The 24,327-nt window shown below is 54.5% G+C and carries 21 protein-coding genes and 4 tRNA genes; 4 read left to right on the top strand and 21 right to left on the bottom strand.

The genetic code is table 11. From position 1 onward, the window contains the following. Positions 1-20 precede the first annotated feature (20 nt). The 10 genes from nusA to rlmE form a co-directional block, all read right to left on the bottom strand. Complete coding sequence (gene nusA / locus JYB85_RS04595) at positions 21-1,520, bottom strand: transcription termination factor NusA (protein WP_207381243.1); 1,500 nt, start codon at positions 1,518-1,520, stop codon at positions 21-23. Positions 1,521-1,547: 27 nt separating this feature from the next. Continuing rightward, positions 1,548-2,003 (bottom strand): ribosome maturation factor RimP, encoded by a 456-nt coding sequence (gene rimP / locus JYB85_RS04590; protein WP_207323094.1) that lies wholly within the window; start codon positions 2,001-2,003, stop codon positions 1,548-1,550. Between the two features lie 179 nt (positions 2,004-2,182). Continuing rightward, positions 2,183-2,259 (bottom strand) — tRNA-Met (locus tag JYB85_RS04585). Positions 2,260-2,337: 78 nt separating this feature from the next. Continuing rightward, positions 2,338-2,424 (bottom strand) — tRNA-Leu (locus JYB85_RS04580). 12 nt (positions 2,425-2,436) lie between these two features. Next, a complete protein-coding gene (gene secG / locus JYB85_RS04575) occupies positions 2,437-2,769 on the bottom strand; it encodes a preprotein translocase subunit SecG (RefSeq protein ID WP_207381242.1) in 333 nt (110 codons plus the stop codon). Between the two features lies 1 nt (position 2,770). Further along, positions 2,771-3,553, bottom strand: coding sequence for a triose-phosphate isomerase (gene tpiA, locus JYB85_RS04570; protein WP_207381241.1), 783 nt, complete (start codon positions 3,551-3,553; stop codon positions 2,771-2,773). Between the two features lie 168 nt (positions 3,554-3,721). Next, entirely contained in the window at positions 3,722-5,059 is a 1,338-nt protein-coding gene (gene glmM, locus JYB85_RS04565) for a phosphoglucosamine mutase (RefSeq protein WP_207381240.1), read from the bottom strand. A 67-nt stretch (positions 5,060-5,126) separates the two neighbouring features. Further along, entirely contained in the window at positions 5,127-5,966 is an 840-nt protein-coding gene (gene folP, locus JYB85_RS04560; RefSeq protein ID WP_207381239.1) for a dihydropteroate synthase, read from the bottom strand. A gap of 57 nt (positions 5,967-6,023) precedes the next feature. Further along, positions 6,024-7,964, bottom strand: coding sequence for an ATP-dependent zinc metalloprotease FtsH (ftsH, locus tag JYB85_RS04555; RefSeq protein WP_207381238.1), 1,941 nt, complete (start codon positions 7,962-7,964; stop codon positions 6,024-6,026). A 45-nt stretch (positions 7,965-8,009) separates the two neighbouring features. Continuing rightward, positions 8,010-8,639, bottom strand: a complete 630-nt coding sequence (gene rlmE / locus JYB85_RS04550) for a 23S rRNA (uridine(2552)-2'-O)-methyltransferase RlmE (RefSeq protein ID WP_207322224.1) — start codon at positions 8,637-8,639, stop codon at positions 8,010-8,012. Between the two features lie 90 nt (positions 8,640-8,729). Between rlmE and yhbY the strand changes: the two genes are divergently transcribed. Continuing rightward, on the top strand, positions 8,730-9,032 hold the full coding sequence (gene yhbY / locus JYB85_RS04545; RefSeq protein WP_207322223.1) for a ribosome assembly RNA-binding protein YhbY: 303 nt from the start codon (positions 8,730-8,732) through the stop codon (positions 9,030-9,032). Positions 9,033-9,110: 78 nt separating this feature from the next. Here yhbY and greA read toward each other — a convergent pair whose 3' ends face one another. The 3 genes from greA to JYB85_RS04530 all read right to left on the bottom strand — a co-directional run bounded on the left by greA (position 9,111) and on the right by JYB85_RS04530 (position 10,922). Then, positions 9,111-9,587, bottom strand: a complete 477-nt coding sequence (greA, locus tag JYB85_RS04540) for a transcription elongation factor GreA (protein WP_207322222.1) — start codon at positions 9,585-9,587, stop codon at positions 9,111-9,113. 202 nt (positions 9,588-9,789) lie between these two features. Next, the gene (locus JYB85_RS04535) at positions 9,790-10,365 is read right to left on the bottom strand and encodes a YceI family protein (protein WP_207381237.1); all 576 of its coding nucleotides are present in this window, start codon (positions 10,363-10,365) and stop codon (positions 9,790-9,792) included. Next, positions 10,362-10,922 (bottom strand): cytochrome b, encoded by a 561-nt coding sequence (locus JYB85_RS04530; RefSeq protein ID WP_207381236.1) that lies wholly within the window; start codon positions 10,920-10,922, stop codon positions 10,362-10,364. Before JYB85_RS04530 ends, JYB85_RS04535 begins: the two co-directional genes overlap by 4 nt. A 321-nt stretch (positions 10,923-11,243) precedes the next feature. On the opposite strand from JYB85_RS04530, the gene JYB85_RS04525 reads away from it, so the two are divergent. Both JYB85_RS04525 and JYB85_RS04520 read left to right on the top strand, forming a co-directional pair. Further along, a tRNA-Phe gene (locus JYB85_RS04525) sits at positions 11,244-11,319 on the top strand. A 6-nt stretch (positions 11,320-11,325) separates the two neighbouring features. Further along, positions 11,326-11,401 (top strand) — tRNA-Thr (locus JYB85_RS04520). 153 nt (positions 11,402-11,554) lie between these two features. On the opposite strand, the gene tnpA is transcribed toward JYB85_RS04520, so the two are convergent. The 7 genes from tnpA to JYB85_RS04485 form a co-directional block, all read right to left on the bottom strand. After that, a complete protein-coding gene (gene tnpA / locus JYB85_RS04515) occupies positions 11,555-12,001 on the bottom strand; it encodes an IS200/IS605 family transposase (RefSeq protein WP_207381968.1) in 447 nt (148 codons plus the stop codon). Between the two features lie 165 nt (positions 12,002-12,166). Further along, the gene (locus tag JYB85_RS04510; protein WP_407695875.1) at positions 12,167-13,489 is read right to left on the bottom strand and encodes a sugar MFS transporter; all 1,323 of its coding nucleotides are present in this window, start codon (positions 13,487-13,489) and stop codon (positions 12,167-12,169) included. Between the two features lie 237 nt (positions 13,490-13,726). Further along, on the bottom strand, positions 13,727-14,863 hold the full coding sequence (gene nagX / locus JYB85_RS04505) for a transmembrane glucosamine N-acetyltransferase NagX (protein WP_207381235.1): 1,137 nt from the start codon (positions 14,861-14,863) through the stop codon (positions 13,727-13,729). A 114-nt stretch (positions 14,864-14,977) separates the two neighbouring features. After that, positions 14,978-16,111: an N-acetylglucosamine-6-phosphate deacetylase gene (gene nagA, locus JYB85_RS04500; protein WP_207381234.1), complete on the bottom strand. Its 1,134-nt coding sequence runs from the start codon at positions 16,109-16,111 to the stop codon at positions 14,978-14,980. A 59-nt stretch (positions 16,112-16,170) separates the two neighbouring features. Then, the gene (gene nagB-II, locus JYB85_RS04495) at positions 16,171-17,169 is read right to left on the bottom strand and encodes a glucosamine-6-phosphate deaminase NagB-II (RefSeq protein ID WP_207381233.1); all 999 of its coding nucleotides are present in this window, start codon (positions 17,167-17,169) and stop codon (positions 16,171-16,173) included. A 440-nt stretch (positions 17,170-17,609) separates the two neighbouring features. Further along, entirely contained in the window at positions 17,610-18,503 is an 894-nt protein-coding gene (gene nagK, locus JYB85_RS04490) for an N-acetylglucosamine kinase (protein ID WP_207381232.1), read from the bottom strand. Between the two features lie 279 nt (positions 18,504-18,782). Continuing rightward, positions 18,783-21,440 (bottom strand): family 20 glycosylhydrolase, encoded by a 2,658-nt coding sequence (locus tag JYB85_RS04485; protein WP_228730196.1) that lies wholly within the window; start codon positions 21,438-21,440, stop codon positions 18,783-18,785. Positions 21,441-21,998: 558 nt separating this feature from the next. Here JYB85_RS04485 and JYB85_RS04480 point away from each other — a divergent pair. Continuing rightward, a complete protein-coding gene (locus tag JYB85_RS04480) occupies positions 21,999-22,691 on the top strand; it encodes a SapC family protein (protein WP_207381231.1) in 693 nt (230 codons plus the stop codon). Positions 22,692-22,767: 76 nt separating this feature from the next. On the opposite strand, the gene JYB85_RS04475 is transcribed toward JYB85_RS04480, so the two are convergent. Beyond that, positions 22,768-24,291: a tryptophan halogenase family protein gene (locus tag JYB85_RS04475; RefSeq protein WP_207381230.1), complete on the bottom strand. Its 1,524-nt coding sequence runs from the start codon at positions 24,289-24,291 to the stop codon at positions 22,768-22,770. Positions 24,292-24,327 lie beyond the last annotated feature (36 nt).

The raw sequence follows: 24,327 nt of genomic DNA, 5'->3' as shown, positions 1-24,327 counted from the left end.
ACCTCCCCCTGTTGATCGACTTATGCATCTTCGCCAAACCAACAGATGTTGCGGGCAGCCATGATCAGCGCACCAGCTTTCTCTTCTGTCAATTCTTCTATTTCGATCAAATCATCAATGCCTTGTTCGGCCAAATCTTCCAGTGTTACCACGCCCTTGCTGGCAAGTACGAATGCCAGATGGCGCTCCATACCTTCCAGGGCCAGCAATTCTTCACTGGGCTCTGCACCGTCGAGCGCTTCTTCCGATGCCAGGGCACGGGTAGAAATGGCGGCTTTGGCGCGCTCACGCAGTGCTTCTACTATGTCTTCATCGAAGCCATCGATGGACAACAGCTCAGATACAGGCACATAGGCAATTTCCTCAAGCGAGGTAAAGCCTTCATCCGCCAGCACCTGGGCAAATTCTTCATCCACATCCAGGGCACCCATGAACAGACTGACCACCTTGGCGCTCTCGGCCTGGTGCTTCTTGTTCATGTCTTCCACTGTCATCACGTTCAGCACCCAACCGGTCAACTGGGTGGCCAGACGCACGTTTTGACCGTTACGGCCAATGGCCTGGGCCAAGGAGTCGGCCTCAACGGCGATATCCATGGAGTGGTTGTCTTCGTCCACGATAATGGACGCCACATCGGCTGGCGCCATGGCGTTAATCACGAACTGGGCCGGATTGTCGTCCCACAGTACTATGTCAACACGCTCGCCACCGAGTTCGTTGGACACGGCCTGAACGCGTGCACCACGCATACCAACACAGGCGCCGATAGGATCGATGCGACGGTCATTGGACTTCACGGCAATCTTGGCACGGCTGCCAGGATCGCGGGCAGCACCCATTACCTGGATCATTTCGTCAGCAATCTCAGGTACTTCAACGCGGAACAGTTCGATCAGCATCTCAGGCTTGGTGCGGGTCAGGAACAGCTGGGCACCGCGGGCCTCGGGACGCACGGCATACAGCAGTGAACGCACGCGATCCCCTGGACGGAAAGATTCACGGCTGATCAGATCTTCCTTGAACAGCACGCCATCGGCGTTGTTGCCAAGGTCAACCACGACGCTGTCACGGGTAGTCTTTTTCACCACACCGGTAATCAGCTCGCCTTCTTTATCGAAGAACTGTTCAACAACCTGAGCGCGCTCGGCTTCACGTACCTTTTGCACTATCACTTGCTTGGCTGTTTGAGTGGTGATGCGGTCGAATACGACCGATTCAATTTCATCTTCGATGAAATCACCCACCTGGATCTCAGGATTTTCGTAGCGTGCGGCTTCCAGGGTAATTTCGCGGAACGGGTTTTCCAGCGCCTGGCCCTGGTCGTCTACCACCAACCAGCGACGGAAGGTCTCGTACTCACCGGTCTTACGGTCAATGGCAACGCGAACGTCGATATCACCTTCGTATTTTTTCTTGGTTGCTGTGGCCAAGGCGATTTCCAGCGCCTCAAAAATCTTTTCACGCGGAACGGCCTTTTCGTTTGAAACCGCCTCAGCGACCAGCAGAATCTCTTTATTCATCGTCTTGCCTCGTTCACCTTGAAACCATCAAAACTTAGCTATCACATTGCCCTTGCGGATATTGTCCAGGGCAACAACCAATTCTTTGCCATCCACAGTCAAGCTCAGCATCTGCCCTTCGACCTTGGTGATGACACCTTTCAAATTACGACTACCCGCCACCGGCATAGTCAGTTGAACCTTGACCTCTTCCCCAACGTAGGCGCCATACTGGGCTGCGTTGAACAGGGGACGGTCTACCCCGGGAGAAGAGACTTCCAGGGTGTATTCGTGGGAAATGGGGTCCTCAACGTCGAGCACTGCGCTGATCTGACGGCTGGCGTTGGCACAATCTTCGATGTTGACGCCGTTTTCGCTGTCGATATAGACCCTGAGCGTGGAATGTTTACCCGCCTGGATGTACTCAATACCCCACAGCTGGTAACCAAGCGCCTCCACGGGCGCTGTCAGCATCTCTGCCAGTTTGGATTCCAACGTTGCCAATTTGACCCCCAAAAAAACAAAAAAGGGCATAAAGCCCCAGTACAGTGTCACAAACCCCGTGACGAATTCAGAAGTTCATATAACAAAAAACCCCGTATTCACGAGGTATTCATCATAAAAACCTGTAAACAGTATGGAAATTTGTTGCCAATTTGCAAGTCAAACTTCCAACTGGGAGCTGGTTGCGGGGGCCGGATTTGAACCGACGACCTTCGGGTTATGAGCCCGACGAGCTACCATGCTGCTCCACCCCGCGTCAACTGCTGCAAGTATATTTACTCTCGTCGTTACTTGCAATGACTAGGCTGAGCTGACTCTTACCTAATCACATAATTGGTGCCGAGAGCGGGACTTGAACCCGCACGTCCGTTAGGACACAGCCACCTCAAGGCTGCGCGTCTACCAATTTCACCACCTCGGCTAATCTTGCTTATTAATCAGGAACCTTGTTCTCTGATTTTTCGGTTTGCTGTGGCGCCTCTTCGACGACCTGCTCAGCAGCACCTATATCTTTCCATTGATCATCCTGCTTGGCATGGTTTGCACTCAGGTTGCCGATAATCAGGCTCAGAGTGAAAAACGCAATTGCCAGGATGGCTGTGGAACGGGTTAAGAAATTACCTGAACCACGGGATCCGAACAGTGTGCCTGACGCACCGGCGCCGAAAGAGGCACCCATGTCAGCTCCCTTACCTTGCTGTATCAGTACCAGGCCAATCAGACCCAGAGCTACCAGCAAGTAAATTACAATCAATACTTCGTACATATTATGCGCTCATTGCTATGGAACACAGACTCAAAAACTCACTGGAGTTTAAGCTGGCTCCGCCAATCAGTCCACCATCAACATCCGGCTGGGCAAACAGATCTGCCGCATTGCTCGGTGTCACACTGCCACCGTAGAGGATCCTGATGTTCTCACCGATAAAGGGAGATACCTCAGAGAGCCGCTTGCGTATAAACGCATGTACTTCTTGGGCCTGCTCTGGTGTAGCGCTTTTACCTGTCCCCACAGCCCAAAGCGGCTCGTAGGCGATAATGGCATTATCAAAAGCCATGGTGCCGTTTTTCTCGATCACCACATCCAGCTCTTCTGCTATCACCTCGAAGGTGCGTCGCGCTTGCCTGGCTGGACCGGATTCACCCACACAAAGTATCGGGGTCAAACCGTGCTTCTGAGCGGCGGCGAATTTCTCAGCGACTATATCACTGGTTTCACCATACATTCTGCGCCGCTCTGAATGTCCGATAATCACATATCGGCATCCGGAATCTTTCAGCATCTGCCCGGATATTTCACCGGTATAAGCCCCAAAGTCATGTTGACTCAGATTTTGGGCTCCCATCCTCACAAGACTGCCACTCAGGGCTTCCTTGTTGGCTTCAAGCAGTTGCCTGACGCTTTCCAGGTAAATCGTAGGTGGACACAGGACCACTTCCGCAGAATCATTTTGGAGCTTTACGGCGAACTTTTTGAACAACTCTTGTGCTAACTGCGCACTGCCGTTCATTTTCCAGTTGCCAGCTACCATTGGACGTCTGAGTGCCATCACCATCTCCTCTGAAAGCGGCGTGAATAATAGCGAACCACTTATTAAGTTACAAGACCCAAATCCGGAAAATTTACGAAAACAGGTTGGAGTGCTGCTTTTTTACGCTCACCAACCTGAATTCGCATATTTAACAGCCTAAGCTGCTAAATATTAAGCGTAAAGCTGCTAAACGGCAGCCTTTACCGCATCGGCAATCCGGTGTGCCAAGCTGCTCACCTGGGCGTCATCCTCGCCTTCCACCATGACCCTGATAAGGGGCTCTGTACCGGACTTGCGCAGCAATACCCGACCACGTTCGCCCAGCTCGGCTTCCACCGCACTTACCGCCTCTTTCACCAGACTTGATTCCAACGGATTGCTTTGCCCTTCGAAACGCACATTCACCAGGATTTGCGGAAACATCTTCATGCCGGCAGTCAATTGCTCGAGGCTGAGTTGATGACGACGCATGGCAGCCAGCACCAGGATACCGGCCACTATGCCATCACCCGTGGTACCGTGATCCAGGTTGAGAATATGGCCGGAGTTTTCGCCACCAATACGCCAGTTAAGCTCTTTGAGCATTTCCATTACATAACGGTCGCCCACTTTGGAGCGGGCAAAGGGAATACCTTCCGCCTTGAGTGCGAGTTCCAACCCCAGATTGGCCATCTGGGTACCAACAACGCCGCCCTTGAGCACACCGCGCATTTTGGCATCGCGGGCAAGGATATAAAGGATCTGGTCGCCGTCAATCACCTCTCCGTGGCGGTTAACCATCATGATGCGGTCACCATCACCGTCCAGGGCAATACCGAGATCCGCCTGTTCGCGCACAACAGTCTCGCAGATCTGCCCCATGGAAGTGGCGCCACACTTGTCGTTGATATTGGTACCATTTGGCTTGTCGCCTATGGCAATAACCTCGGCGCCCAGCTCGCGGAATACCGCGGGTGCAATGTGGTAGGTGGCACCGTGGGCGCAATCAACCACGATTTTCAGCCCCGCCAGGGTCTGATCCGCCGGAAAGTTCCCCTTGCAATATTCAATGTAACGACCCCTGGCATCTTCGATGCGCGACACTTTGCCCAAATGTTGAGACTCGACACATTCCAGCGGTTTGTCCAACTCGGCCTCAATTTCCAGTTCAATGGCATCGTCCAGCTTGCTGCCATCGGTGGAGAAGAACTTGATGCCGTTGTCGTAATAGGGGTTATGGGAGGCACTGATAACAATACCGGCCTCGGCCCTGAAGGTGCGGGTAAGATAAGCCACCGCAGGGGTTGGCATTGGCCCCATCAGCATCACATTAAGTCCGGCGGCCGACAGGCCCGCTTCCAGTGCTGATTCGAACATGTAGCCGGAAATCCGGGTGTCCTTGCCGATAATCACCTTCTTGGTACCGGTTCTTGCCAGCACCCGGCCGGCGGCCCAGCCTAACTTCAGGGCCAACTCGGGGGTCATTTGCCCCGTCCCCACCTTGCCACGAATACCATCGGTTCCGAAAAATTTACGTTCTGTCACTCTTTAACCCCATCAATCTTACGGCCAGAGGGCCCAATAGGTTATTCGCCATGCAGTTGCAAACAGCTCACAGCGATTGGAAATTTTCACACGCACCCAATACCTTGAGTACATCGACAGTCTCGGCCACATCGTGGACCCGGATAATGTGCGCCCCTCTTTGAGCCGCTATCATAGCCCCTGCCAAACTGCCGGCAAGCCTTTCTTTGGGCTCCCGCCCCAGCAGGTTGCCCAACATGCTCTTGCGCGACAAGCCGGCCAGCAGCGGCAATCCCAGCGAGCTGAAAGCATCGAATCTGGCCAGCAGCTCATAGTTGTGGGCGAGGGTTTTGCCAAAACCGAAGCCGGGATCGAGAACGATATTCTCTCTGGAAATACCAGCCTGCACACAGGCCTCAACCCTCCCCTGCAGGTAGGAATAGACCTCATCCAGCAGCGACTGGTAGTGGGGGCTGTCCTGCATTGTCTTGGGGCTGCCCTGCATGTGCATCAGACATACAGGCAAACCCAACTCGGCGGCGGCCTCCAGGGCGCCGGGCTCGGTCAGGGCACGCACATCGTTGAGCAAATGGGCACCGGCCTTGGCCGCTGCACGCATTACCTCGGGCTTACTGGTATCCACAGAGATCCACAACCCGGGATAACGGGCAGCATATTCCACCAGGGGAATTACCCGGCGAAGCTCTTCTGCCACCGAAACCTCGGCGGCACCGGGACGGGTGGATTCGCCACCTATATCGATAATGTCGGCCTCCTGAGCCACCAACAGATCCACATGGCGACAGGCGGCATCAAAGGCGGCAAATTCTCCACCGTCGGAGAAAGAGTCCGGGGTGACATTGACTATGCCCATGACCCTTGGCCGGTCGAGGGTTAAGGTCAGACCGGCCGCACGCAACTGATACATTAGAACTCCTGCAAACAAGAAAACCCCGCTAACGGGGTTTTCTTTTATTTCCAGCGATTATTTAACGCTGGACTCATTGGGCTCGGACAAGTCGCCGGCCTCTGGCTCTGGCTTGGCCTCGGCCTTGGACTGCTGTCCCTTGTCGCCATTGCCGTTGTGATCATCCTTCTGCCAATCTGCCGGCATACGGACTTCGCGGCGTTCCATCAAATCTTCAATTTGCAGCGAATCAATGGTTTCGTACTTCATCAGCGCATCTTTCATGGCGTGAAGTATGTCCATATTGTCGGTCAACAACTGACGGGCACGATCGTAGTTACGGTCGATGATGACCTTAACCTCGGTATCTATGATGGTCGCGGTTTCATCGGACATATGCTTGGCCTTGGCCATGGAGCGACCGAGGAACACCTCGCCCTCTTCATCGGCATACAGCAGCGGGCCAAGCTTTTCGGAGAAGCCCCACTGGGTCACCATGTTGCGGGCGATGGAGGTGGCATACTTGATATCCTGGGACGCACCGGTAGACACCCGCTCGCTGCCGTAGATCAGTTCCTCGGCCAAACGACCACCGTAGGCCACGGAAATCTGGCTCTCCAACTTGCGACGGCTCTGGCTGATGGCATCGGCTTCCGGCAGAAAGAAGGTCACACCCAGGGCGCGGCCACGGGGAATGATGGTGACCTTGTGCACTGGGTCGTGCTCAGGGACCAGATAACCCACAATGGCGTGACCGGCCTCGTGATAGGCGGTCATTTCTTTCTCGGCTTCGGACATCACCATGGAGCGGCGCTCGGCGCCCATCATGATCTTGTCCTTGGCGCGTTCGAACTCTTCCATGGTGACCACACGGCGGTTGCCGCGGGCAGCAAACAGGGCTGCCTCGTTCACCAGGTTGGCCAGATCGGCACCGGAGAACCCCGGGGTACCACGGGCAATCACGCTGGCCTTGACGTCTTCGGCCAGGGGTACCTTGCGCATATGTACCTTGAGGATCTGCTCACGGCCACGGACATCGGGCAAGCCGACGACTACCTGACGGTCGAAACGACCGGGACGCAGCAGGGCCGCATCGAGAACATCGGGTCTGTTGGTAGCCGCAATAACTATGATGCCCTCGTTGCCTTCGAAGCCGTCCATTTCCACCAGCATCTGGTTCAGGGTCTGCTCACGCTCATCATGACCACCACCGAGACCGGCGCCACGCTGACGGCCCACGGCATCGATTTCATCGATGAAGATAATGCAGGGGGCAGACTTCTTGGCCTGCTCGAACATGTCACGTACCCGGGAGGCACCGACACCGACAAACATTTCCACGAAATCGGAACCGGAAATGGTAAAGAACGGCACCTTGGCCTCACCGGCAATGGCCTTGGCCAGCAGGGTTTTACCTGTACCCGGAGGACCGACCATAAGTACACCTGTGGGGATACGTCCGCCCAGCTTCTGGAACTTGCTGGGATCTTTCAGATAATCCACCATTTCCTTCACTTCTTCCTTGGCCTCGTCACAGCCGGCCACATCGGCGAAGGTGGTCTTTATCTGATCTTCGCTCATCAGCTTGGCCTTGCTCTTGCCAAAGGACATGGCGCCCTTGCCGCCACCGCCCTGCATCTGGCGCATGAAGAAGATCCACACCCCGATAAGCAACAGCATGGGGAACCAGGAGATAAAGATCTGGGTCAGGAAACCTGACTCTTCCGCTTCCTGACCGGAGAAAGTGATGCCGCGGCGATCCAGGTCATTAATCAGGTCCTGATCGTAGATGGGCATAATGGTGGTGAACTTTTCACCTGTGCGCTTGGTACCATTAATGGTGCGCATGTCGCTCTTGATCTCCACCTGGGCCACCTGGCCGCCACGGACATCATCGAGGAAAGTTGAATAATCCATCTTCAGCGACGACGAAGAAGAGGGGGAATAACCCTGAAACACGGACATCAGCACCACGGCGATGACCACCCAGAGTATTAAATTTTTTGCCATATCACTCAATGTACTAGACCTCTTTACAGTCTTGCGATGTTATGCGCAAGGGTACTATAACTTATACCCTGTCGCTACCAGATAGACTTCCCGGGAACGGGCCCTGGATGAGTCTGGTTTGCGGGTCTTGACGACCCTGAACGCCTCTTTAACCGCCTTCATATACTCGTCAAAGCCCTCCCCCTGAAAAACTTTGACGGCAAAGCTGCCGTTGGGCGCCAACACTTGATGACACATATCCAGCGCCAATTCCACCAGATACATGGCTCGCGGTTGATCTACACCGTCCGAGCCGCTCATATTGGGCGCCATATCGGACAGCACTATATCCACTTTATCCTCGCCAACCCGCTCAAGCAACGCGTTTAGCACCTTCTCTTCCCGAAAGTCCCCCTGCAGGAAGTCTACGCCGACTATGGGATCCATGGGCAGAATATCACAGGCAACGACCTTGCCCTTATCCCCCACCAGTTTCACGGCCACCTGGGACCAGCCACCGGGGGCAGCCCCCAGGTCGACCACCGTCATACCCGGTTTAATCAATTGATCCTTTTGCTGCAGCTCTTCGAGCTTGAAGGCTGCACGCGAGCGTAAGCCGCGTTTTTGTGCCAGTTTGACATAGTGATCATCAAAGTGTTCCTGCATCCACCGGGTGGAGCTGGCGGTTCGTTTCTTTCCTGACATGCAAAATCCGCGACAAATGAGAGTTACACAAGGGCTATATGAGGGTAGAATAGCGACTTTTCAACAGTAACTCAGCAAAAGTTGGTAGAAATGAACTTAACAACCAAACAGAAACAGTATTTAAAGGGCTTGGCGCACAGCCTTAAGCCTGTCGTGCTGCTTGGTGCCAATGGCCTGACTGAAGGGGTACTGGCTGAAATTGATAATGCACTCGCTCATCATGAATTGATCAAAGTGAAAGTCGCCTCTGAAGACAGAGAGCTGAAAGCAGCTATCGTTGACGCCATCGTCCGTGAAACCCAGGCGACCAAAGTCCAGCTTATAGGTCACGTGCTGGTGCTTTTCCGCCAGTCAGAAGACATGAAGATTGCCCTGCCAAAGGCGAAGAAATAAGCCGGCAGTCCAATAGTCAGTCAACAAAAAGGCCACCTCAGGGTGGCCTTTTTGTTGACTGCGTTGTCAGGAGCCCTGTTACAGGTATTCCACCGCCACCAGCTCGTAATCGGTCACGCCGGCCGGGGTGGTAATGGCTACCTCGTCACCCAATTGCTTGCCAATCAGACCACGGGCGATGGGTGAGTTAACCGAAATCAGGTTTTCTTTGATGTTGGCCTCATCATCACCCACTATGCGGTAGGTGACTTCCAGATCTGTATCCAGATTGAGAATGGTCACAGTAGCACCAAAGATCACCCGACCTGTGTTGGTCATCTTGGTCACATCAATGATCTGGGCATTGGACAGTTTGCCTTCGATATCACGGATGCGGGCCTCGCAAATGCCCTGCTCTTCACGGGCGGCATGATATTCAGCGTTTTCTTTCAGATCGCCCAGCTCCCGTGCCGCGGCAATGGCTTCGGTGATCTTGGGACGGCGATCAAACTTCAATATATCCAGCTCTTTGCGCAGTTGCTCTGCGCCTATCACTGTCATCGGCACCTTATTCATAGGGTCTGTGGTCTCCTGTCAAACAAAAGCACGCCTGTGCCGGCTCAAGGCCGTCACTGGCGTGACTTATCTGGAAATGGTCGCCCCGTTCCCCGTTTTAACCCTTGTCGGGAGGGGCCGGCTTCAGCCGGGGGCAACCATGGAATGAATGGCGACAGCTTAACCAAGACCAAGGGCTTTTGCCAGCTTTATCGGCCCCTTGCTACTGCTTGCGTACCCCTTCGACCACCAGCTCCAACTGGACTTTGGAAGAGGCCGGGCCCAGATCATAGCTGATACCGTAATCCTTGAGAGCAAACTCGGTATGGCCAACAAAACCGGCACGATAGCCACCCCAGGGATCCTGACCTTCACCCACCACGTTGGCGGCGATCATCAAGGGCTTGGTCACACCATTGAGGGTGAATTGTCCCGTGATAGCGAGAGTGCCATCGGCCCGGGATTCAACACCGGTGGAAACAAAACTCGCCTCGGGGAACTTGCCGGTATTGAGGAAATCACTGCTGCGCAGGTGCTTGTCACGTTCAGCATGGTTGGAGTCCAGGCTGTTGGTGTCTATCTTTACCGCTACCTTGGAGGCCTGCGGCGCAGACGCATCATAGCTGAAGTCACCGCTGAAGCTGTTAAAACGCCCCACCACAAAACTGTAGCCTAGATGGCTGACCTTGAATTGAATCGAAGCATGGGCGCCGTGGGTATCTATGCTGTAATCGGCGGCCTGGGCGGCCGTCATCACCATGCTTGAAGCCAGCAATGCGCCGAAAAGGGACTTGTTCATCTGTAATTCTCCTTGATGGGGGTCAATATGCGTTTAAGGGTTAAATCCCGGTCAATAAATTGGTGTTTGAGGGCACCGAGCAGGTGCAAACCCACCATGGCCATCAGACTCCAGGCCGCCAGCGCGTGCAGCTCACCGGCCCTGTCCTCCTGGTTCGGTATTTGCCACGGCAAGGCCGGCAGTTCAAACAGGTTAAAAACAGCAATACCGCGGCCATCGGCGGTGGAAATAAGGTAACCGGAGCACATAATCAGCAGCATCAGCAAGTAAATGACACCGTGAACCAGTCGTCCGATACGCGCCTCCAGCGCGGAGTGAGCAGCAAGCGGTGCCGGCTTGGTTTGCAGCCAACGCCATAACAAGCGCAGCAAGGTCAGCAGCAACAATGCCAACCCCAGACTCTTGTGCCAATGGGGCGCGGTTTTGTACCAGTTGCTGTAATAGTTGAGATCCACCATCCACAGTCCCAGGGCAAACAGCCCCAGAACCAGACCCGCCGACAGCCAGTGCAGGCCTATGGCAATCCAGCCATAACTTTGGTCATTGTTATGCCACATACATATCCTTCGATTTGTCTTCTGCCTTCGATTTGTCTTCTGATCGGATAATAAAGGAATCAATGAAAACTAAAATCGCTAAATTTGGCTGAAAACGTTCGATTTTTATGAAAGGTCCAGCCTTGATTGCGGATTGGGAAAGTTGGCTTTTTGGGTGGAAATACAGCAACAAACACCGGTCTGAGCAAGAACTGAGCATCCGAACCTCAATTCCGAAAAATGGCTTGCAGGATAAAAATGGCCACTATATTATACGCGCACTCCAGACGAGACGGGGTCAATAACCCGGTCTGGCGTAGATGACTAACGCTCAGTTTAGTTGCCCGAATAGCTCAGTTGGTAGAGCAGCGGATTGAAAATCCGCGTGTCCCTGGTTCGATTCCGGGTTCGGGCACCACTATTCGCCGGCATAGCTCAGTTGGTAGAGCAACTGACTTGTAATCAGTAGGTCCCGAGTTCGACTCTTGGTGCCGGCACCATAAACAGCAAAGCCACTCAATGAGTGGCTTTTTTGTTTTCTGCCTTTTCCCCACAAAACTGCCCCACGAATTGGGTTCACAACATTGCCTCCGTAAAAATCCACCTGCATAGCAGGTGGCTTTGACACAGCCCCTTAAAAGGGGGCTTAAAAACTAACCTTCCAACCCTAACGCTATTTGCCGTTTCTCTTCTTCTTTGGCTGTCTTTTCCTGGTGCCGTACATATCTACGGATTATGTCTTCGTTTGCTCCTACTGAGTCCACAAAATAACCCCGTTGCCAGAAGTGATTCCCCCAGAGCTTGTGCTTTCTTAAATAAGGAAATTTGGCAAACATCCTGATCGCGGTTCTCCCTTTAACAAAACCCATTAAATCCGACACGCTTAGACTGGGTGGGGTTCTGACTACTAGATGGACATGATCTTCCTGAACATTTAGTTCCACGAATCTGCATTTCTTCATGTTGCAGTAAACATAGATACTTCGATAAAGCTCTCTGCCGAGATTACCTTTCAGGATTTTGTACCTGTACTTGGGTGTCCAAACGAGGTGATACTGACAACGATAGAATACGTGAGACGCGGATTCATATCTACTCATGCTACTTACTCCTTGATTTGCTGGTAACAAACCGAGGGAGTATTTAGCATGGGCATTCTCCGGGCAAAGCCCCACCAGAACGATCACCACCTCCATAGGAGGTGGTTTTAGGGTGACAATAAAAAAGGGAAGCCGAGGCTTCCCTGATCTTTTATGCAGCTTTGGCTACCAATGGCGCATCTTGTGCCCCTTGAGGGCATAAAACAGTATGAACAGATAGCAGGGTAAACCTATCCAATAGCCGAATTGGGTGGCGCCGGCCAGATGGCCCAGTTTACCAAACAGCAAGGGCAGAATGGCGCCACCCGAAATCCCCATGATAAGCAGAGCCGAGCCCTGGGCGGTAAATTTGCCCAGACCACTCAGGGCCAAAGGCCAGATAGAAGGCCACACCAAAGCGTGGGCCAAGCCCATCATGGCGACAAACACCACAGAGTTGGGGATCAAGGGGATCCCCGCCCAGCCCCACAGCAAGGCCGCAACACTGGTATCATCTGTGGAGGCAAACACGGCGCCGAGCACACACAGGCTGCCGGCAATGGCCGACAGGGTCAGGGCTTTTTCCTGACTGATAAAACGGGGAATACAGATCACCCCCAAACTGTAGCCAAGCACCATAAACACCATGGTATAGGAGGTCAGAGAGGCAAAGTTGCTGACCCCAATGGACTGACCATAGAGACCAATGGTGTCTCCGGCAATCACCTCGATACCCACATAGGCAAACAGCGCGAGCGCCCCCAGTATCACCTGCGGAAACTGCATGATGCTGCCCTTCTCGCCATCGGCAGATGCACTCTCTTCAAATTTGATTTCCGGCAGACCGGAGAACTTCACCAAACCGATCAGGATAACCAGAGCTATGGCCATATAAACATAGGGCATCACCAAACGAGCGGACAGTTCGCTGATTTGCGCCGCACGCTCAACCTCATTTAAAGCAGCAAGATGGGCGGCATCAAAGTTTTCCAGTCCCGACAACACCAGCGCGGTAAACATGATGGGCACTATAACCCCCGCCCCCTTGTTGATGATCCCCATGATGGAAATCCGCATGGCGGCACTCTCTTTGGGACCAATATGGACCACGTAGGGATTGGACGCGGTTTGCAGTATGGTCAGGCCCGTGCCCAGGATAAACAGCGCCCCCAAAAACAACAGGAAATTGGCACTGTAAGCGGCGGGAATAAAGCTCAGGCTGCCAACCACCATGATCCCCAGCCCCACCGCCATACCGTTCCGGTAGCCGGTGCGACGCAATATCGAAGACATGGGCAGAGCCATCACCGTATAGGCGATATAGAAGGCAAAGGTGACAAACAGCGCCTGAAACTCGTTGAGTTCACAAATCACCTTCAAAAAGGGGATCAGTGAACCGTTCAGCCAGGTTACAAACCCGAAGATAAAAAAGAGTACCCCGATGATGGTCATCGGCAATAGGCTGCTCTTTCGCGCAACCTGAGCCTCGCTCGCAATTGTCATGTTCATATGCCTGCTTCTTATGTGTTGTTTATTATTGAGCTCAGCGAAAAGCCGAACCATCCATCAAGGGTACCACCCACTCCTGCCAATCCCGGGTCATGCCAACCCGTGGTGGCTTTGGGGCCAATTTCCAACGGGCGCTGACGCCATGTTTCACTGATGTTAAAGCACGCGCACCAAAAAGACAACGCTGTCATTTCATTTGTGCAACCATGCTGAACGCGCCAGCTTAATTCCCGGCGCTTAAATACGGATGAAAATGCCCTTGCGATACATCCACAGCAGCAACACCCATTGCACAGTAAGAAAGCCCATGGCAGCACCCAGCAACCGGGCAGGTTCAGGTAACGCATTGATCATGCCACCAAAAAGGCTCTGACTGAGGTAGTCCCAATTCATCAGGCTTGATGCCAGGTAAATGATGATGGAATTGGCACCTATCACCACAAAGGGAAATGCCAGCCGTCTGGCACCCAGTACATCCACCAGCCCATAGAATATGGCCAGCAATAATAAACTCCAGCCCGTGGTGACCAGCACGAAGGACGATGTCCAAAGATCCTTGTTTACCGGTAACAGGGGATCCAGAGCCCAGCCCAACGCCAGCATAAGTCCGCCCGCACCGGCCAGCGTTGCCAGCTTGCCCCAGGCGCCCAGGGAACCGTTGCTGACGATAAAGCGGCCCGTCATGACACCGGCCAAGGCATTGACTATGGCAGGTATGGTCGAGAGTATGCCTTCGGGATCGTAGGCTTTGTGCTGATAAGTAATACCGGGCAGGAACTGACCGTCTATCCAGGCATTGATGCTGTGCTCCGGTGTCAACTGCCCTGCTGCGTCACCGGCAAAGGGCAGCCAGAGATGCATGGCACCATAGCCCCCTAGAAGCGCAATGGCCACCAGCACCTGGGTTTTCAGACCCGTGTGCCATACCAGCATGGCCGCAAAAAACCAGGCTAAGGCGATACGCCCCAGCACACTGGCATAACGCACCTCATCGGAATGCGCCGGTATGCCACTGCCCCAACCATGGTTATAAAGCACGCCCAGGACCAGCAATAACAGTAAACGTTTAAACGCATGGCGATAGACAGGGTTGCGCTCGGCTGCGGCCATGGTGTCGAGCCGCTTGGGCGACAGCCCCAGCGCTACCCCGGAGAGGAAAATAAACAGCGGGAAAATCAAATCATAAAAGGTAAAGCCGTGCCATTGGCTGTGGTGCATCTGGGTATCGGCCATTTGCCAGAATGACCAACCGGTCAGGGCAAACAGCGCCATGAAGAGCTTCTCACCGCCGAGGATCCAAAACATGTCAAAGCCCCTCAGGGCATCGAGGGACATCAACCGCGGCCTTTTCACCTGTGGTTCTGTTGCCTGCATCTGCTTATCCTTTTCATTATTATGAGCATCGATTGTGAGTCACTGGCGTATCCAATAAAAACAGGCCCCGAAGGAGCGTGCTCCACCAGGGCCTAAGCGCATAAGGTCATCCGTTCACAGGCCAAAAACCTGCACCCCGGCCATCCAGGTACCGAGGCACTTGCCGGCATCATCGAGCAGCACCATGTCGGCACGCATCCCCGGCTTGAGAGTGCCTATGCTGTCAGCCAGTCCGAGGAATTCCGCTGGATAGAGTGTCGCCATCCTGATGGCCTCGGCCTGTGCCACCCCCAGCATGGCAACCGTATTTTGCACCGCCCCGGCCATATCCAACACACAACCGGCCAATTCGCCCGTCATGGCATTGAGCCTGTCGCCCTGACGCAGCACACGGGAGCCGAAAAGTTCAAAGCTTGACGCTTGCTCCTGGCCCACCGGCGGCATCGCATCGGTCACCAGCATAATTTTTCCCTTCGGCTTGGCGGCAATGGCTATGCGGGCCGCCGCGGGATGCACATGGTGGCCATCGACAATCATTCCGCACCAGGTCTCGCGGCTTTCCAGAGCCGCCCCCACCATGCCGGGTTCACGGGAAGTCAGTGGCGACATGGCGTTGAATAAATGGGTGAAGCCGCTGGCGCCTGCCGCCAATGCCGCCTGCACCGTGTCATAGTCGGCGTTGGAATGCCCCAGACACACCCGCGCCCCCGAATCCACCAGCGCCCGGATAACTTCAGGCGCCACGTTTTCCGGTGCCAGGGTAACCACCCTTTGTCCCAGTTCCTCACGGCACAGCAACGCCAACTCCCGCTCGCCGATGCGGCGGATATGCTGCTGCGGATGCACGCCTTTTTTCGGTACCGACAAATGCGGGCCCTCAAAATGTATCCCCAACACACCGGGCATCCCTTTGACCAGGGCCTCGGCCACGGCATCGGCGGCCCGTTCCATCACTTCCAGCCGGTCTGTGATAAGGGTCGGCAGCATAGCTGTGGTGCCAAAGCGGGCGTGGGCCGTCACTATGGCTGCAATGCCTGCCAGGGTCGGCGAGTCGTTGAACAGTACACCGCCGCCGCCATTGACCTGCACATCGATAAACCCGGGCACCAGTGTTCCGTTGAGACGTACTTCCCTGCCGCCGGCAAGGGTATTCCAAGCCACTATGTGACCATCGACCACCGACAGCGGCACATTGTGATGAAACTGCTCGCCGTCAAACAGACGCTCGGCGATATAGGTGGTTTTCATGCTCACTCCCGTGGCTGAGTCAAAGTGTCTGGATCAAAGTGTTTGGAACAGTGTCTGGCTCAGAGTGTCTGGGTAACCTTTTTCAAACCGGCAGGGGCATCCGGATCTATCCCACGGGCCAATGCCACCGAAGCCACATCTATATAGAAACGTTGCAACAAGGCCAAGGGCGCCACCCTGGGGGGTATGCCGATATCGGTTTGGTTCAGGTGTAGCAATCTTGCCCCGCGCTGACCGACGTTTTCAATCTGCTCCAGATGGCTGGCGTGGGATTCATCGGCCACACACACATCGACGATATTGAGCTTTTTCTCCACCAGGGTCACCGGACCGTGCAGGAACTCGGCACTGGAAAAAGCCTCCGCATGTATGGAACAGACTTCTTTGAGTTTAAGGGCAATTTCCCGGGATACGGCGTAACCCAGTCCCCGGCCCAGTACCACCAGATTATTGACCCCGGCCAATCCCTCCGGGGTTAATTGCGGCGCCGCAGCCACCGCCGTCTCCAGTGCCTGGGGCAAGCTTGCCACCGCCTGCTGCAACGATGGACTTTGGGTCCATGCCGCCACCAGTTGGATCAGGGCCGACAGGGTACAGAGGTAACTCTTGGTGGCTGCCACCGCCTTTTCCTCACCGGCGCGCAGCGGCAACAGCACATCGACGACATCCTTGATGGGCGCAGTTTCGTCATTGACCAGGGCAACACAGAAAGCACCGGCATTTTTCGCCATCCGCGCCTGCGCCAGAATATCGGGACTGCGGCCAGATTGGGAGATCACTATCACCAAAGCCCCTTCCAGCTGCAAGCTCTTGCCATAGACACTGGCCACCGAGGGAGCCGCGGCAAAGGTTGGGATGCCGGCTTCAATTTCAATCAGGTACTTGGCAAATACCCCGGCGTGATCGGACGAACCCCGGCCGACAATCATCACAAAGCGTGGCTTGAACTCACGCAGCTTTTGCCCCAGGTCGTCGGCCAATTGGGCATTGGCAGCAAGCTGGGCGGAGATTTTCGCGGGAGCCTGACGGGCTTCCTGTTCCATTAGGGTATTGGTCATCTGGGTTACCTTAAGCCTTGAAAAATTCATATTCATCAGTCGTTACCGGCGCCGGGGCCGACTATCATGACAACCGGTTCCATAAGGGTATTGGTCATCTGAGTTACCTTAAGCCTTGAAAAATTCATCTTCATCAGTCGTTACCGGCGCAGGGGCCGACTATCATGACAACCGGTTCCATTAGGGTATTGGTCATCTGGGTTACCTTAAGCCTTGAAAAATTCATCTTCATCAGTCGTTACCGGCGCCGGGGCCGATTATCATGACAACCGGTTCCATAAGGGTATTGGTCATCTGGGTTACCTTAAGCCTTGAAAAATTCATCTTCATCAGTCGTTACCGGCGCCGGGGCCGATTATCATGACAACCGATTCCATAAGGGTATTGGTCATCTGGGTTTACCTTAATTATGAAGCTTTAAGTCTTTGTTAAGCATAGAGTCATTGAGTTAGCTGCTGCCTGGCGTACAGCACAGCGCCATATTCCGGCGGTGCCAGTGTCGGTGACAGCCGGGCCACCACGTCGCCATCGAGCCAGGGGCGCAGCGGTTCGGCCAGACCACCTATCATGGAAAATCGCGGTGGTTGCAGCTCGAACAGGCGTTTGGCCATGGCGCTGATATAGGCGCCCCCTTCGGTGACTATGGCATTGGCAACCGCATCACCGGCCGCGGCGGTCTCCAGCACATCCCGGGCAAAAGCGGCAAAGGTCGCCGACGACTGCCCCGCGAGTCGGGACACTATGCCCAACGCATCTTCAGCGCCAAGGTGCGCCAACAGCCTGGCTTCAAGGGCCGTGGCCGGGCCAAATCCATCCAGGGTCAACAACACCTGCTCGGCGGCCTTCAGTCCCAGCCAGGCACCACTGCCCTTGTCGCCCAAGGCAAAACCATGGCCACCAAGAGACAAGCGGGCAGCTCCCACCTGGGCAAAGCCACAGGAACCGGTGCCGGTAATAATCACAGCGCCCTCGCCCCCCCCATGGGCCCCCAGACAGGCGGTATGTAAATCGGAGGTGATAAAGAGGTGGGCAAACGGATGTTGCCACTGACGCATCTGCGCCATCAAACCCGGTACGTTGACTCCGGCGAGCCCCATGCCGGCGTTGATGTCACCGCTGGCAGCCATGGACAAGCCGGCTTCGGTGAGTGCCCCCTCTGTGGCAGCCAGAATCGATGCCAGGGTCGCCTCCACTCCGAACAAGGGATTTGCCCGTCCGGCCACCGCTGTGCCCAGCACCCTGTCACCAGAGTCATACAAGGTTGCCCGGCACTTACTGCCGCCACCATCGATGCCAAGATACAGCTGCCCTTTTTTATTTTGGTGCAGACCCATGAAAACCCTCATCGCAAAAATTCATCCGGCGCTTGCCGCATCAGGGGAACGCCACATTGAGCGGATGTTGTTGAGTTCATACTACAGTACAAATGACAGCGCTGTCATTAACTTTTGAACAAATAGCTGAAAGACAACTTTTCTCTTAATGGTCGCCAGTTAGCCAATCTGGAATCGACAGTCATGCCAGAGCAGAACAGCTGTTGGCCACCATTGATGCGGCCATAATTCTGAAAGTGCTGGAAGTTGTGCCTGCGCTTCCAAACCTAATCAGCCCTGTTATTGCACTTGCAGGCTGCGACCACGGCGCTTGCCGTCGGCCCCCACGGCGCGTACCTGTACGGGCCCGGCACCGACTTCAATGCTGCCTTGGTAAGTTTGCCAGGCGCACTCTCCCAGGCGGTACTCTATCCCCAGCCCGGGAAATATCAGGTTGGTATACAGACGTCCCTCGGATATGCGCGCGCCCACCGTCGGGATCCGGTAGCCAATGCCGGCCAAATCCAGTTTTTTGAGTTCCTTATGCCCCAACAGGTTTGCAATCCGGTACCAATCCTGTGCCTGGGCCAATTTGAGTTCAGCACTGAAGAATCCGCTGTCGGCGTTATAGATGGCGCCCTGGTACTGGTAAGGCACTTGCCAATCCGGCTTATGCCAGGCGCGCTCGGCCAGCATCAACAGACGCGGAAAGGCCATGTATTCCACCAGCTCGTCAGATCTCAGGGTTTCGCTCCATATTTGTCCCTGGATCCCTGCCATACGGTTTTCCGGCCGTAAGGGCTCACTCACTTGCTCGCCCGCAGTGGAGCGGTCATCGGCGCTATAGGGGCGATTCTCAATGTCGGTCCATTGCTCGGCATTGGCCGGCAGGTTGTCCGTCATAAAGTTGAACAGGTGGCGACTGTTGTTCTGCCTTGCTCCCCAGTAATAGCCATGTTCCTTGGGATCGGCCTCATAGGGAAAATCAAAATACAGGACCTCGGGTGTGGACAGTACCAGTTGCCAGCCAAGATTGGCCTGCCTGTGCGCCACCCTGTGCCCCTGATGGCTCAACAGATCCCAGCTGTTACTTTGCACCTTGGCCGGCATGCGATCCGCACGGACATGCCCCAAGCCATCGCTCCAGCCCGCAGGCGTTATGCCCTTGGAGGCCAGCATGGTGCTGACCCGCTCAATAAAGTAAGCCCCCAGATGCTGTTTATCACCAATGCTGCTGTCGGCAGCAAGCAATGCCTCACAGGCCGGAGATTCCAGCCAGGCACCGGCGGTCTCATCGGCGCCGATGTGATACAGCTGCAAGGGCACACCGGCGCTCTGGTGCAGCTTGGTAACTTCATCTATGACCTTGTCAACAAAGTGAAAAGTGGATTCGAGACAGACATTGAGCGTGTTGTCATTGTAATACTGGACCGAGCTGTATTGGGTCTTATCCTCGGGATCCAGCAGGCGATATTCGGTTGCCCCTTTGCTGTCGCCCTTGGCCAGCAAACGGCGGTATCGAGCCTCCATGGCCTTGATGGCGGCCCGGCTGTGCCCCGGCATATCCATGGAGGGAATCACCTGAATTTGCCTGACGGCCGCGAATTGCAGCAGTTCCACATAGTCGGCCATGCTGAGGAAACCGTTGACCGCCGAGTCGGGATCCGGGCCACTGCCCAGCTGTGGCAAAAGGCAGCTGTCTTCAGCCAGATCGTGGCAACGTTTGCTGCCGATATCGGTCAACTCGGGCAAGCCATCTATCTCCAGGCGCCAGCCTTCATCATCGGCAAGATGCAGGTGCAGACGATTGAGTTTGTAGGCCGCCATGGCATCGATAAGTTTCAGCAGCAGCTGTTTGGAGTGAAAATTGCGCGCCAGGTCCAGATGCAACCCACGGAAACCATAGTGGGGCTCGTCCCGGATACGCATGGCGCTGACTTGGAGGGAATCGGGATCCAACAAGGAAGCCAGCGACGACAGGCCGTAGGAAAAACCGGCGGCTCCGGCAGCACTGATCTTGATGGCCCCTGCGGCGATATCGAGTCGGTAGCCCTCGCTGGCTAGTGAGGGGTCACTGACCAGCTCCAAAGCGACACCGGCGGCATCTTCTCTCACACCCAGTCTTGCCAACCTTGCCAGGGCGGCCGCCACGGGAGCTCTTTGCGTGCCGATGAATACCGGGGAAATCCCCTTCTTCAGATCAACCGGCGCTTGCTCTGGCAGCAATTCCTGGTGCAACGGTGTCGGCAACAGGCTGTCAGCGGCGAGCTCGGCGTTATCCGGGGTATCCTGATTGCGTTCATAAATGACATTGGCCTTGGCCCAGGGCAAGTTATCCTCGGGGCTGCGCTTGAACTGGCGCTCCTCATCGGTGAACGCCACCATGTAGGGACGCACTTCCAGGCCGGTTTCGGGGTCCTGCTGCAATTGGGTGCTAGCGATTACCACAGGCTGGAGATTGGGCGCCACCAGATAATAGTTGGGCATGGCATCGACTTCGGAAAGTTGCCAAAAGTCGGCGCGGATTAGCAGAACCTTGGTCTCGCCGGCCTTGAAACCGCTGAAGCCGGCCGAAGGGCTGATACTGTGCAGATCGCCCTGGATATGGCTAATGATAAACTCGGAGGAATTCAGGGATTGTACCGGCCGCATCTGACTGAAATAGATTCGCCAGTCAGCGGCACTGAATTCAAAAGAAGAGGTCAGGCTGATTTCCGCCTGAAAACAACGCCCTCCGGCCCTGTCACGGGCACATTGGTCATCGGAGACATTGGTCAGCACCCGGTAGCTAATCTTGAGATTGTCGGCAAAACGCTGCAGCTCAGATTGGGTTAACGCTGCCGGCGACGCCTGCGGGGCGGGTAACTCAGGCAGGGAAACCTGCTGTGGCTCTTGGGGTGAGCAAGCACTCACGCCAATCATGCTCAGCAACAGCAGAATTGCAGCAGAAGTCTTCATTATTATCCCCTTTTATCCATTACACCGGCATTCATCGCGCAAGCATTCACCAGATCCCAACCTCTCCACCACCTTCTTAATCACTTTCTGCAATTAAAAAAGGGCCGGGTACTGCCAGAGCACCCAGCCAACCATAGTTTCTGGGGAGAGACTATTGCACAAAAGACAAATGCCATGTCGCCCGACCTGGCGTTTGCAATGCATGAAGAGGAGACCTCATCCTGTTCATGCTGACCTTACAACAGCGGAACACAAGCAAATGACAACGCTGTCATGCACAACCATACACAAAGCAACCACTGATTGCTACAATTTTTTCACATGCAGTCGGGCCTTCAAAGTTGTACCAAGGATGATACAAAATGACCTTTAACTTTCTGGTGACAAGCTCCACCAGCATTGCTAACATCCGGCAAGCCCTGGACGTGCGGGCACAGGCTGCAGGCGATGCATAGCAGCCTTTTCCTACCCGCCTTTGACTCCGGGAAGATGTAATCACCCATGGTGCCGGATACATGAATTCAACCCGTTGCCGGCCCACAGATAAGGATAACAACAATGACTGCGCAGTACGTTCCTCTGAACAACGGTGTTCACAAAAATCTCAAGGTCAAAGCCGGTATCGATTTCAGCGATTATGAGAAGATGCATATGCTGCCTCTGGTAGTGCAGGAATTTATGCCTGCCGCCACCAGCTTCCCGATCATTTTCGCCAAGAATGCCCAAAGCGGTGAGTTCCTGCCCGTGGCCATCTCATCTCTCAAGCCCGAAACCAACCGTTTCATCAAAGATGGCAAATGGACCCGCCGCTACCTGCCAATGCAAATGCGCGTCGCGCCATTCACTGCCGGTCCGGACGAGCAGAAGCAAAACGTGATGATTGGTATTGACGTCAACAGTCAATTCGTCAATGAAGCCGAAGGCGAAGCCCTGTTCAGCGAAGATGGTGAACAAACCGAATTCCTGAAGAGCCGCGTGCAGTTCATCGGTCAACTGATTGAATTCCGCGAGTCCACCAAGCAGTTCATCAAGAACCTGACCGACCACGATCTGCTGCAGCCCAAGACCCTGACAGTGACCGACAAGGAAGGCAAGAAGAATAACTTTGACGGCATCTATGTGGTTGACGAGCAGAAGCTGGCCGATCTCAGCGATGAGGTGAAGCTGGATTTCGTCAAGAAAGGCGTGTTTGCCGCTGTTTATGCTCACCTGTGCTCACTGAACCAGATTGACCTGGTCATGGGCGAGTAAGTTTGAAAGCGTAAAAGAGCCGGGTTATCCCGGCTTTTTTATTTGTGCCCTCTACCTACAGTAGACTTGGCCGCAGTCAAGATGCCCGTGCCATGGCCGCTTTCAGCCCAGCGAGCCATTTGCCGTGATCCAACAAAAACTCCTCTGCCTTTGCAGCCAGGGCGTCGTTGCTCTCCAACAGCTGCCTGCTTTGCTCTATCTCCCGCGGGTCAAGCGCCTTGATACGGCTTGAAAAGCCCATGCCATAGAGCACATAGAGGAAGTTTTTATCATCAAATAAATCAAAGCGGGTGAAAAAGTCCGATTGCAGGGGTGGTCTCAGGGCAAATTTCGCCAATCGTGATTTGAGGGTTTCAGACCAGGTGGCCGGATCGCGGTTGGCAGCCCAAAAGCCGGTATCGTTCCTGTCTGACAGACAGTAATGCAGCTTGATAAAATCGATGACCCTTTCCCATACGTAGGTAATCACGTCATTGTAGTAAGGGCTAAGCGCTTCTATATCCAAGACCTCTCTGGGAAAGTTTTTCGCCAGCAGCTCGGCGGAGAAGTCTGTCACCAGTATTGAGGTGGCCTCCAGTGGTTCCACAAACCCCTGTGCAAGCCCAAGGGTGGCGCAATTTTTGGCCCAAAACTTTTCCCGATAGCCAATTTTCATCGGGATCTTTCTTGGCGAGATCTCACTCTCGTCCATTCCAAGATATTGGGCAAAGGTAGCAATGGCCTCTTCATCGCTCATGTACTGACTGCAATACACAAAGCCGGTACCCCGTCGGGTGGTAAGGGGAATGTCCCAAATCCAGCCCGCCCTGTGCGCAGTCGCCTTGGTGTAAGGTGACAGCGGCTCGCCCGGCCTCAGCGGCACCTGCTGTACTATCACTGAGTCAGTCAGTAGCTCTTTGCCTTTATCGACAAAGGGTATCTTTAATACTTTGTCCAGCAGTACCGAATGGAAGCCACTGCAATCGACATAAAAATCGAACGCCAGATTGCCAGCCTCTTTGGTGGTGAGACTGGCAATGGCGCCCTCGTCATCCAGCGTCGCCCCTGTCACTGTGGCACTCAGATACTTAACACCAAAGCGGCCCTTGGCATTATTTGCCATTAGCGAGGCAAACTTCTGGGCATTGAAATGATAGGCGTAAGACAGCTCACCATGATACTCAGAAGCACTGATGCGCTTGGGGGCCAGATGTTTTTCACAAATCCGGGCCTGTATGCCCACATCATCAAAGGGACGCTTATGTTTCTGGGTCAGCCAGTAATTGCTGATGTCCATGCCACCAGGATAAGGAGAATCGAAAGGATGGTAATAGTGGTTATCGCCGTGACGCTCAGGGTCGAGCCAATTGACGAACTTAATGCCCTGTTTGAAGGTGGTATCACAGTTTGCCAGCAACTCGGCCTCTGATATGCCAAAGCGTTTGAGCCCTTTCATGATGTAGGGCACAGTGCCCTCCCCCACACCAATGGTTGGGATCTCCGGCGATTCAATAAGGGTGATCTCAACCTCCTTATCGGCGCACAGCTCAGCCCCCAAATGATTGGCGGCCAACCAGCCGGCAGTACCGCCACCCAGGATAGCAATTTTGGTTATTTTCATTTACAGACCTGTCCTTCAATAAAAAAACCCAGTCGA

The sequence above is a fragment of the Shewanella sedimentimangrovi genome (assembly GCF_017354965.1).
Lineage (GTDB): Bacteria > Pseudomonadota > Gammaproteobacteria > Enterobacterales > Shewanellaceae > Shewanella > Shewanella cyperi.
Note: the sequence above shows the minus strand (reverse complement) of the source record. Positions and strands in the feature narration are given on the sequence as shown.